Origin of the sequence: Paenibacillus sp. KACC 21273 (genome assembly GCF_028736095.1) — a bacterium.
GTDB classification, from domain to species: Bacteria; Bacillota; Bacilli; order Paenibacillales; family Paenibacillaceae; genus Saccharibacillus; species Saccharibacillus kyungheensis.
This window is the reverse complement of the sequence record NZ_CP117876.1, coordinates 239,233-250,860: the sequence shown is the minus strand read 5'-3', so window position 1 is coordinate 250,860 and position 11,628 is coordinate 239,233. Positions and strand designations below refer to the sequence as shown.

General features: G+C 39.4%; 11 protein-coding genes. 8 read left to right on the top strand and 3 right to left on the bottom strand.

Features of this window, described 5'->3' with window-relative positions:
* Positions 1 to 43: 43 nt before the first annotated feature.
* Positions 44 to 868, top strand: a complete 825-nt coding sequence (locus PQ460_RS01160; protein WP_273614093.1) for a class I SAM-dependent methyltransferase — start codon at positions 44 to 46, stop codon at positions 866 to 868.
* 136 nt (positions 869 to 1,004) lie between these two features.
* Here PQ460_RS01160 and PQ460_RS01155 read toward each other — a convergent pair whose 3' ends face one another.
* The gene (locus PQ460_RS01155) at positions 1,005 to 1,607 is read right to left on the bottom strand and encodes a YjgB family protein (protein ID WP_274171488.1); all 603 of its coding nucleotides are present in this window, start codon (positions 1,605 to 1,607) and stop codon (positions 1,005 to 1,007) included.
* A gap of 292 nt (positions 1,608 to 1,899) precedes the next feature.
* Here PQ460_RS01155 and PQ460_RS01150 point away from each other — a divergent pair, with 292 nt between their 5' ends.
* The 6 genes from PQ460_RS01150 (at position 1,900) to PQ460_RS01125 (ending at position 8,638) form a co-directional block, all read left to right on the top strand.
* Complete coding sequence (locus tag PQ460_RS01150) at positions 1,900 to 3,450, top strand: NAD(P)H-binding protein (RefSeq protein ID WP_273614095.1); 1,551 nt, start codon at positions 1,900 to 1,902, stop codon at positions 3,448 to 3,450.
* A gap of 200 nt (positions 3,451 to 3,650) precedes the next feature.
* The gene (gene pepT / locus PQ460_RS01145) at positions 3,651 to 4,889 is read left to right on the top strand and encodes a peptidase T (protein ID WP_274171487.1); all 1,239 of its coding nucleotides are present in this window, start codon (positions 3,651 to 3,653) and stop codon (positions 4,887 to 4,889) included.
* A gap of 61 nt (positions 4,890 to 4,950) precedes the next feature.
* Positions 4,951 to 6,069, top strand: coding sequence for a 5-methyltetrahydropteroyltriglutamate--homocysteine S-methyltransferase (locus PQ460_RS01140; protein ID WP_274171486.1), 1,119 nt, complete (start codon positions 4,951 to 4,953; stop codon positions 6,067 to 6,069).
* A 37-nt stretch (positions 6,070 to 6,106) separates the two neighbouring features.
* Positions 6,107 to 6,376, top strand: a complete 270-nt coding sequence (locus PQ460_RS01135; RefSeq protein ID WP_274171485.1) for a YkgJ family cysteine cluster protein — start codon at positions 6,107 to 6,109, stop codon at positions 6,374 to 6,376.
* Positions 6,377 to 6,746: 370 nt separating this feature from the next.
* Entirely contained in the window at positions 6,747 to 7,589 is an 843-nt protein-coding gene (locus PQ460_RS01130) for a methyl-accepting chemotaxis protein (RefSeq protein WP_273614099.1), read from the top strand.
* 206 nt (positions 7,590 to 7,795) lie between these two features.
* A complete protein-coding gene (locus PQ460_RS01125; RefSeq protein WP_273614100.1) occupies positions 7,796 to 8,638 on the top strand; it encodes a methyl-accepting chemotaxis protein in 843 nt (280 codons plus the stop codon).
* A gap of 87 nt (positions 8,639 to 8,725) precedes the next feature.
* Here PQ460_RS01125 and PQ460_RS01120 read toward each other — a convergent pair whose 3' ends face one another.
* The gene (locus PQ460_RS01120; RefSeq protein ID WP_274171484.1) at positions 8,726 to 9,889 is read right to left on the bottom strand and encodes a GGDEF domain-containing protein; all 1,164 of its coding nucleotides are present in this window, start codon (positions 9,887 to 9,889) and stop codon (positions 8,726 to 8,728) included.
* A gap of 264 nt (positions 9,890 to 10,153) precedes the next feature.
* Between PQ460_RS01120 and PQ460_RS01115 the strand changes: the two genes are divergently transcribed.
* Positions 10,154 to 10,777: an acetate uptake transporter gene (locus PQ460_RS01115; RefSeq protein WP_204825942.1), complete on the top strand. Its 624-nt coding sequence runs from the start codon at positions 10,154 to 10,156 to the stop codon at positions 10,775 to 10,777.
* Between the two features lie 117 nt (positions 10,778 to 10,894).
* Here the strand turns inward: PQ460_RS01115 and PQ460_RS01110 are convergent, their stop codons facing one another.
* On the bottom strand, positions 10,895 to 11,539 hold the full coding sequence (locus tag PQ460_RS01110; protein WP_274171483.1) for a class I SAM-dependent methyltransferase: 645 nt from the start codon (positions 11,537 to 11,539) through the stop codon (positions 10,895 to 10,897).
* Positions 11,540 to 11,628 lie beyond the last annotated feature (89 nt).

The window sequence follows — 11,628 nt, the reverse complement described above, 5'->3', positions numbered from 1 at the left end:
ATAATAGAACAAAGTACATTCAAACAAGGAGGCAATATCTGTTATGACTATTCCTGAAAATAATTCTATCAACAATATCGAACGATTTTCCGGTTTTGAAGATGTGTATGATCAGTATCGTCCGACGGCGCCTAGTCTTGTGGTAGATATTCTTTCGAACTATTTGCAAAAGAAACCTGGATTGGTCGTGGATGTAGGCTGTGGCACAGGGTTATCTTCATTTATTTGGCGGGATCGAGCAGATCGTATTATTGGGGTAGAACCCAATCAAGATATGTTAAATAAAGCACGCTATAAGCTAAGTCTGACGACTCAAGCAGATCACCTTTCGTTTGAACAAGGATATTCCAATCAGCTTTCGCTGGATTCCAATAGTACAGATATCGTTACTTGTTCGCAGTCTTTTCACTGGATGGAACCGAAAAGCACATTAAAAGAAATTGCTCGTGTACTGGTACCGGGCGGGATTTTTGCTGCTTATGATTGTGATTGGCCACCAACTGTGAACTGGCAATTGGAGCGCGAGTATATCCATCTATTAGCGATCTCTGAACGGATTATTGCAGAGCAAGCGAACCCCGAGCAAGTCGCTCGTAAGCGAGATAAAGACAACCATCTACAACAGATTGAGCAAAGCGGACATTTTCGTTTTACTAAAGAAATTGTATTCCATCATATTGAACCCTGTAGTGCAGAACGGTATGTAGGTATTTTGCTTAGTCAGGGCGGGATTCAAGCCGCATTGAAGTTGAACTCCGATTATTTAAAGTCTGAAATTCAGATTTTCCAAGCGATGGCAGATGATTACTTCCGTGGTGGAGTCACCAATGTAATGTTCAGCTATCGACTAAGACTTGGCATACACTGATCTTATTCTGGTAAACTTCAAGCAGAAAATGATACTTGTAATAGAACAAAAAAAGCACTGAACATATGTTCAGTGCTTTTTCGATTCAAAAATGAGAGTATAATCTAATTCATTTTCAATTTAGCTGAAGCTTGAGTTACATGCCTTTTTCACGCAAATTGATATGATCTAGCTCTGTACTGCTGTTGAAAATAAATTCTAGCTGATACGCTCCGCGAACATACGTCACTTTGGTTTGTTTCAGTTTACCGTTTTTGATCGTAGTAGTAGATGTTGGTGTATACCAGTTTTTGAGCAACATTTTCATCGTAATCCCGCCAATATTCGTCTGGCGCTCTACACTTGTGCCCATATAACGCATTTCACGAATCTTTGTTAATTTGTAATTGAATGCATAACCAGGGTTACCCATCTCTGCATGATACACATCAAATCCATCAGAGTCTTTCATGGCTTGATCAGGTTTACCGAAAGCTTTGACTACTTCATTTCTTGTCGTTTTACCCACAGTAAATGCACTGGCATTGCCCGGGAATTGACCTTTCAATGCTGGCTTGTAAAAGCTATTTAATGTTTTCAAAGCCATTTGACTATCGCTAGCAGTGACTTTACTGATTGTAGCAGCAGATGCTGTCTGTACCGGAGATATTGCACTGGTTACTCCAAGTGTACCTACAGCTAATACTCCTGTCAGTGTTGCTGTACATATCATTTGTTTGATCGATCTCTGAGTGTTCATGTTCTTTTCCTCCTTGTAGATAAGGTATTTCAAGTGCTTATACTTGCCTAATTCTAATACATTCCAGTTCTACTTCTTTGTCTCTTTATTCAAATACTAACATAATAAAGTATTGCATTTCAAAAGTATAAGCGCTTATACTTAACGATTTTGAGTATACTTTTTAACGTGTTCTTTTGTCAATCAAATAGGACTTTGGTCGCTGTATCAATCTATTAACATGAGGTTGAAGTGCTACGAAAAAGGGTATGTAAAAGCTACAGACTTTTAAATGAACAGGGGTGTGGAGACAATGGATATGGAGACAACTGCAAGCGAAGAAACGACTATACAACACCGTCCTAAAATTGCCTTAACAGGAGCAAGTGGTTATATCGGGCATAATTTGCTGAAGCGGTTAACAGATGAGTATGATGTGATTGCTTTATCCAGACATGGCGATGACAAAGAAAATAGTGAGCATGTTGAATGGCGTTCTTGTGAGCTATTCTCGATATCTGATGCAGAAAAGGCACTCAAAGGTGCAGATTATGCTATTTATCTTGTGCATTCTATGATGCCTACTGCCAAGTTGACCCAGGCTCATTTTGAAGATATGGACGTGATTTTAGCAGACCATTTTGCCAGAGCAGCCAAAAAGAATGGTATCAAACAAATTGTGTATTTAAGCGGCATTATTCCTGAAGGTGTACCACGGGAAAATTTATCGCGTCATCTACGCAGTCGTCTAGAAGTAGAGCAAATTCTAGGTTCTTATGGAGTACCTGTGACAACGATTCGGGCTGGATTGATTGTGGGACCGCAAGGTTCTTCGTTCCCGATTCTAGCGAAGTTGGTTCAGCGTCTACCGATTATGACACTACCGACATGGACACGCACCGAGACGCATCCGATTGCACTATCTGATGTATTGCAAGCTTTGAAAAAGAGTATCGGCAGTGATGAGTTATACGATCGGGCAATCGATGTTGGTGGTCCTGATATTATGACCTACAAACAAATGATGATGAAAACCGCAGAAGTGATGGAGAAAAAGCGTTCGTTCCATGATGTTCCTTTTCTAACGATCCATCTTTCTCGTCTCTGGGTGACATTGGTTACCGGTATGCCTAAAGAAATGGTCTATCCTTTGGTAGAAAGTTTAGCGCATCCGATGGTCGCTAATCCTGAACGCAAAGTAGAAGGCATTAGCGATGGACAGATTACTTTTGAAGAGTCTGCCAAATCTGCACTTGAAGAAGAAGAGAAGGAAAAAGAAAAAGCACAAGAGAAGAAGGAACAATCTGGTTCTTCTCCTGAACACAAAACCGAATCGGTATCTGATGTGCGTTCGATTCAACGTGTTGTTTTGCCGGATGGTAAAAATGCCGACTGGGCTGGTAAATACTATATGAAATGGCTGGGTGGAATCGCCAAATGGTTGATTCGCACCGAGTACGATGGTAGCAGTATTTATCGCGTTTATATCCGCCCTTCCAGTCAACCTATTTTGGAGTTAACATATTCTCCTGAATTGAGTAGCGAAGATAGTGCCGTCTACCATATTACAGGTGGTGCATTTACCAAAACGAAAGAAAATCATGAAGGACGATTGGAATTTCTACAAGTTCCTGGCACACAGGATTGTGTTATTGCTATTCATGATTATCTTCCATCATTACCATGGTTTATTTACAAATTCACGCAAGCCAAAGTCCATCTATGGGTTATGTATGCATTCCGCCGTCATTTAAAACGGATGATCAAAAGTGGCAAGCAACATGAATTCCCGGAAGGTCATCAATCTCAAGATTCACAACATCCGGCTACTCATACGATGAGCAGTTCACATAGTACGCCGTAATTCGATAATCTATTCAACTGTAAAATATAGGTCTGAACGCTCTTCATCTTCGTGATGAGTAGCTTCAGACCTTTTTAGGTATAGCCTATTTCGATATCAACATAGTTGGAATCTCAATCTCCTTTTGGGATGATCCGCCAATTCATGATAAAATGAACACATACGATTGATACCACAAGCCGAAGGGAGCTTTTTATACTGTGAAAAACGAACTGATTGATCGCTTAACTTCTTATGTGCAAATAGATACACAATCCAATGAGGATAGTGAGACATGCCCTTCTACACCCGGACAATGGACGCTTCTTCATCAATTGGTAGAAGAATTAGAACAGATCGGTATGGAAGATGTCACATTAGATGGTAACGGTTATGTGATGGCGACTTTACCTTCAAATACAGATCAACCAGCACCTGTTATCGGCTTTTTAGCTCATGTGGATACAGCGACTGATTTTACAGGGAAAAATGTAAAACCTCAACTGCTTGAAAATTACAACGGTGGCGATATTCTACTTAACCAGAATGAAGGGATTGTGTTATCCCCAAAAGATTTCCCTGAATTGGAGCAATATAAAGGTCATACATTGATCACTACTGATGGCACTACACTGCTTGGTGCAGATAACAAAGCAGGGATTGCTGAGATTATGACAGCAATGCACTATTTGATCGATCATCCAGAAATTAAGCATGGCAAGATCAGAGTTGCTTTTACACCGGATGAAGAGATTGGTAGAGGTCCTCATTTGTTCGATGTAGCTAAGTTCGGTGCCGAATATGCGTATACGGTAGATGGTGGCCCTCTTGGAGAACTGGAGTACGAGACATTTAATGCCGCAGCAGCCAAAATCACATGCAAAGGCAGTAATGTGCATCCAGGTACTGCCAAAAATAAAATGGTAAATGCTGCGAAAATCGCGATGGAATTGCATCGTCGTCTACCCGCAGGAGAAGCGCCTGAATTTACAGAAGGCTATGAAGGATTCTTCCATCTGTCTTCGATCAATGGTGATGTAGAAGAAACGCAATTGTCTTATATTATTCGTGACTTCAAACGGGAAGACTTTGATCATAAGAAAAATCTTCTGAATAGCATTGTCGAAGAATTCAGACAAACCTATGGCGAGAACAATATCTTGATCGATATGAAAGATCAGTACTATAATATGCGTGAAAAAATCGAACCTGTAAAACATATCGTTGATATTGCAGGACAAGCGATGAAAAACGTAGGGGTTGAACCTCATATTACACCGGTTCGCGGTGGTACAGATGGTGCTCAATTATCGTATATGGGTTTGCCTACACCGAATATTTTTACAGGTGGCGAAAATTATCATGGCAAATTCGAGTATGTATCTGTCAACAATATGGTGAAAGCTACAGAAGTGATTGTAGAAATCACTCAACTGTTTGCTAAGCCCAATCAGGCGTAAACCTATCCTACGTTTTGATATTCTAACGTTCTTACATTATATAGAAAGCAGGTAATATACGATGACATTTTCGACTTCTCTTCAACGCACAGTAGCGCCTTTTCGCGCAGATCAAGTAGGCAGTCTATTACGCACAGATAAGATCAAGCAAGCTCGTCTGGACTTGACTAACGGTATACTGGATGCAGAACAACTACGCATGATAGAAAATGAAGAAATTCGCCGCATTGTTGCCAAACAAGAAGAAATCGGTCTATTGTCGATAACAGATGGTGAATTCCGCCGGGCTTGGTGGCACTTTGACTTTCTAGAACGTTTGGATGGTGTAGAGGGATATGATACTGAAGGTGGTATTCAATTCCACAATACCACGACCAAAGCACATGGTGTCAAAGTGACAGGCAAAATTGACTTTACTACTCACTCGCATCTAGAAGATTACAAGTTTCTTCATAGTGTCGTGAGTACAGGTCATACTGCCAAAATGACGATTCCAAGTCCAAATATGTTGTTATTCCGCGGACAAATTCAGACTGATCTGTATCGTGATCCTGAAGTGTTATTACATGATCTAGCTGAAGCATACAAAAAAGCGATTCGTGCTTTTTACGATGCAGGTTGTCGTTATCTGCAATTGGATGATACGTCCTGGGCTGCATTCTTTTCAGAAGAAGCCAAAGCCAAATTACGCAGTGATGGCAAAGACCCTGATCAAATGCTGGCTGATGCCGCTAAATTAATCAACCAATCAGTAGCTGATCGCCCGGCGGATATGACGATTACGATGCATATTTGCCGTGGTAACTTCCGCTCGACATGGGCAGCATCCGGTGGCTATGATGGTGCCGCTGAAACGATTTTGGATGGACTGGATCTGGATGGATTATTTATGGAATACGATGATGAGCGTTCAGGATCATTCGATGCGTTGCGCTTTGTGAAGCGTCCGAACTTACAGATTGTTCTTGGTCTGGTCACTTCTAAATATGGTGAATTAGAAAATCCTGATGATATCAAGCGCCGGATTGATGCTGCCTCCAAATTCGTTAATTTAGATCAATTGTGCTTGAGTCCACAATGCGGATTTGCTTCAACTGAAGAAGGTAATTTGCTGACAGAAGAGCAACAATGGGATAAGTTACGTCATGTCATCCATATTGCTCAGGATGTATGGAAATAATTATAGTGTAGTGTATTAAATATTGGAGTGAATTATTATGGAATGTCGGGTTGGCTGTGCCGCCTGTTGTATAGCAATCTCTATCTCTTCCCCAATCCCCGGTATGCCGGAAGGCAAGCCTGCTGGAGTTCCTTGTCCACAATTGACCGCAGAACGTCGTTGCGGATTGTTCGGTCGACCAGAACGTCCAGATGTCTGTGGAGGGTTGCCGGCTTCATTGGAAATGTGTGGTACTACCAATGAAAAAGCTTTTGCTTATTTAGAAGCGTTGGAGCAAGCTACTGCTCCAACAAAGCGTTCTCACTAACAACGCTAATGTGTCTACGTTAAGATGGAATAGAATCCCTTTCATTGATTAAGAGTATAAAGGCATCTTTTGCAGATGATTTGCTCTTACGATATGAGAGGGATTTTTTTCTATGCTATTTGCCCATCGCTTCTAAATAAGTAAATCCACCGAAGCATCTACATTTGTATTGTCCAAACAATTATATTACTTCTATTTATGTAAATAAATTTCTTTTACTATATAGAAAAGTTAAAATTTAAAATATTATTATGCATTTATTGCTATTTTATCTGTTTTTCCGAGCAATTACCCTTAATTTCAACATTTAAATGTCCGATAATATAGGAGTATGATGACTATAAAAATGAGATTAAAGGGTGATTGACACATGAGTATGCTTGATTCTTTTTTACTATTTGTGCCGTACATTGGAAAAATTTTGAGAGAAAGAGCCACAGTATGTTTGTACGACAAGACACATATGCTTTACTATGAACAGTTAGATGGTATCGATCTTGGTTTCAAAACAGGTGATGTTCTTCCAGCCGGATTCGATAATTTCTCTTCCCTCCCCGACAAAGTCAATCCTTCTATTAGTCATTATCCCAAAGAAATGTTCGGTGTGCCGTTAGAAGGAATCAACGTTCCTATCTATGATGGTAATACACTATTTGCTGTACTTTCTGTTAATTATGATAAGAGTACAAAAGAAAACCTGGATTCTGTGTTACAAGAAAATGTATCTGCTGCTGATGGTCTTGTTGATATGGTGCAACATGTTGCCGCTCATGCACAGCAACTACAAGCAACGAGCGAACAAATTTTGCAAAACAGTAAAATAACAGTTGAGAAATCAGGCAAAATTAATGAAGTCGCTACATTGATCAAAGATATCTCTGAACAAACGAATTTGTTGGGTCTAAATGCCGCTATTGAAGCTGCTCGTGTAGGTGAATTGGGTGCAGGATTTGGTGTGGTTGCGACTGAAGTTCGTAAATTGTCAGTGAATGCCAAACAAGCGACTGGAGATATCGAAACGGCTCTTCGTGATGTCCAACAATCGATTCGCCATATGGAAAATGAAATTGCTCAAATTACTGCCTCTTCTCAAGAACAATCTTCTCTTGTTGGTTCATTTACAGACGTGATTGAACGCTTGCAATCCGCAAGTACAGAAATGAAATCGATCACCAACAATCTATACCGCTACAGCGTCCCTCTTAACAAATAATTTCAGCCTATCTACTTCCCTTATCACACTAGAGCCTATCCTGAATAAAAAGCTCTAATGTATGTTAGAGTTTTTTATTTTTACAATTTGTTATCTTCTATACCACATTAACTCAAAAGATTAGTCTTTATTATAAGGCTCTTCTGTCCGATAGTAATACATATAGATACTATCAAAAATTGAGTAAGAAAAGGATGATTAGAACTATGCCAGTAATGCAAGCACTTTTAACCGCTTTGCCATACATCGGAAAACTTTTGCGCGAGCGCGCTACCATTTGCTTATATGATCATGAAAAGATCCTCTATTATGAACAATTTGGAGGTATTGATCTAGGATTTGTAGCAGACGGTCCTTTAGCTCCTGGCTTTGAAAACTTTGCTGGAATTGCGGATAAAGTGAATCCATCCATTACTCCTTTTCCTAAAGAAATGTTTGGTGTTTCTCTTGAAGGAATCAATGTGCCGATCCATGAAAATGGTCAAATCGTAGGTGTTATGACGATTAGCTATGATCAAAGAACACAAGAAGATCTTCAAGGTGTTATGACAGAAAACGTATCTGTATCTGAAAATCTTGTAGATATGGTTCAACATATTGCGGCTCATGCACAGCAACTACAAGCAACCAGCGAGCAAATTTTGCAAAACACGAAAACAACAGTTGAAAAATCAAGTAAAATCAATGAAGTAGCGATCCTAATCAAAGATATCTCTGAACAGACCAATTTGCTTGGTCTTAATGCTGCGATTGAAGCTGCTCGTGTAGGAGAATTAGGCGCAGGATTCGGTGTAGTTGCGACTGAAGTTCGTAAATTGTCTGTTAACTCCAAAAAAGCTACAGGCGATATTGAAACAGCACTTCGTGATGTACAAGAATCAATCCGTCAAATGGAAAATGAGATCACTCAAATTACCACTTCTTCTCAAGAACAAGCGACACTTGTCGGTTCATTTACAGAAGTAATCGACCGTCTTCAAGCTACAGGCGAAGCGATGAAAGATATCACTAAAAATATCTACTACTATAACAGTCAACCTAATAAATAAGCAGATTCATTTTTCTATATTCCAAAAAGCTCTACAACCACACTCAGTGATTGTAGAGCTTTTTTTCAATAGATAACCATATCACTCTTAGCCGCTCTCTTCTTGCACCATTACCAGACTTCGTGCTGTACGATTACGACCTGCATATTTGGCTTCATATAATGCCCGATCGCTATGTTGATATAACATACTAAGCTGCGTCTCTTTGGTAGCAGATACTGTGACCACTCCTACACTAATCGTATACGACAACGGCAAAGCATGAAACCGATGATGCTCAATCGTAGAGCGTAGTTGTTCAGCGATTTGACTGGATCGTTGTTCATCCGTATCAGGTAGTAGAATAGCAAATTCGTCACCACCATATCTTCCAAATATCGCTTGTTCCTCTAACTGCTCTGTCACAAGTATCGCCATATCACGCAATACCCGATCGCCAATATGATGACCGTATGTATCGTTGATCGCTTTATAATGATCGATATCAAATAAGAGGTACGATACGGATTGCTGCTTTTTGGCTAATTCATAGATACAATTTTTACTTTCGATCATAAATGTCCGCCGATTTAGTATACCTGTTAGATCGTCATAACTGGCAATACGCAGTAGATCGACATCTGCTTGCTCTTTGGATAACAGCACAAAACCAGTATTGCCCAAAATCATAATCAAATACAGCGACAGAAACGTAAACGTCTGATACATTCCTGTTGTAAATAATCCAACAACAGCACCAAAATACATAGCAAATACTGCTCTAAACCATAGACTAATCACAACAATACTATACAAATAACCCATCAAATGCTGAAGTGAAGATGCTTTTCGATCTGAGATCATACGGTAGGCGGGATAAAGGATAAACAAAGAGGTGGCGATAGAAGCATAAATAATACGAGTCGTTTCTGTTACACCTGAAAAGTAAATTGATACAAAACCAATAATCGTTATCGTAGTATAGCCCATATACAGATTGCGAATTTGTTTAGAAAACGCTTTTTGCAACACTAGAAACGAAGCTGTCTCCAAAGCGGCACCGATAAATAAAAAAGAATTAGCAACTGCAATCGAGAAAAAATCAGGAGCAGTATTGCGAAAAATCAACATAAACCATGCGATAGCCTGTACCCATTTGGAAAGGTAAAACATGTTAACAGCACGATCTTTCATATAATTCTGACGATATGCACGGATCAAGATGACAGTAAAAATGTGTCCAAATACAAGTGAAATGAACACTGTTTTCATATCCAGATTGAAATCCATCTGTTTTATTCACACACCTTAACCAATGAAATGTAATTACCTATCAGTATAACAAGTTTTGAGCGACGTAAATAGTCAAATAATTCCCCAAATTGAAATAAATAAACAGTAGTATGACAGGTATTTCTCTAATTAATATGTAACTAATAATATTTCTTTTCTATCTGCGTCTTTTCAGGTACAATGCTTGAGGTATGTCTGACGACAGTGAGGGATACCTAACAATTATTGGAGGCTAAATTCCTTATGCAAACTTCTTCGCAAACTCATGTTAAGATCATCAATGCTGATCCTAGCGCACTCGGCCTATTCGGTCTGGCTATTGTTACTCTGGTAGCTTCTTCTCAAAAGCTAGGTCTAACGACAGGACTCAGCTATGCTATTCCCTGGGCGATCTTTCTGGGCGCTTGCGCTCAATTATTCGCTTGTATTCAAGATTCCAAGCGAAACAATACATTTGGTACGACGGCATTTGGAGCATTTGCTTTCTTCTGGTTCGCGATGGCAGGCAACTGGATGATCAAAATGGGCGTATTCGGCACTGCTCTAGCCAATGATGTAGATGGTAAGCAACTAGGCTTTGCTTTTGCCGGTTATCTTGTTTTTGTACTCTTTATGACGATCGGTGCCATGGAGACACACAAAGTATTATTTATTATTTTCTGCTTGATCGATCTGTTATTCCTCGGACTCACCTTTGATGCGTTTGGTGTGGCTCCTCATATTTTCCATACACTTGCTGCTTATGCAGAGATGGGTATTGGGATTATGTCTTTATACGGTACAGGCGCATTGGTATTAAATACTCATTTTGGCAAAACATTTTTACCTATTGGTAAGCCGTTTGGTATTTTCAAAGACCATAACTAAGTATTGTTCTCTATAACCAAGCACCCATTAAGCACCAATCAACACATGCGATTATTCTATTGCATGTGTTTTTTTATATCTATAGTGTGAGACTTTATCTGCAAGAAGATACAATAACTATGCGCCTACTTTATAAATATAAATTTTGGTACGGTGAATATCCACACATTGTACAATCTTTTCAGGTGTCCAATCGGGCAATGCAAAATAGACACTAATAATATATGTATACGCTACAGCACGTTCACGCAAAATCGTACTCAATTGCTTCATAGCTCCCGGAAACAAATAACACACAATAATATTTGCTTCTTCATAAGGGTATTGATACATATCTCCACGGATAAATGTAAGTGGCACTTTCTCAAACTTGGCCCACCATTTAGAAATCCAAAAAGGCACTACCGAATTTTCGATACCGATCACATGATAATTCGGGATATGTTTGGCTAAAAATATCGCTAATGTTCCCCAGCCTGAACCGGTTTCTACAATAGTTTTTTGACGTGCTTGGTATTCCATATGTTGTTGGATAATCGAATATTGTTGCGCAGGATCATCTGTTTCTAATTTGAAAAGCGGATGATCTAATTCTTGTACTTTAGACAAACGCAACACTTCTTCAGCTACTTTACTTCGCAACAATAATGATGCTGGTAATGGGGAGATGCCATTACGCCAGCTATAATACACAATCGACAATACAGCCAGTAGTGCAATAACAAGCAATACCGTCGATATAATCAATGATCCTGTATCCATACACTTCCCACCTTTTTTGTAACATGTAGTCTATTCATGATACAATTCTAAGCCAATAAATTCCAGTTGCTTCTCTACTATTCAACAAA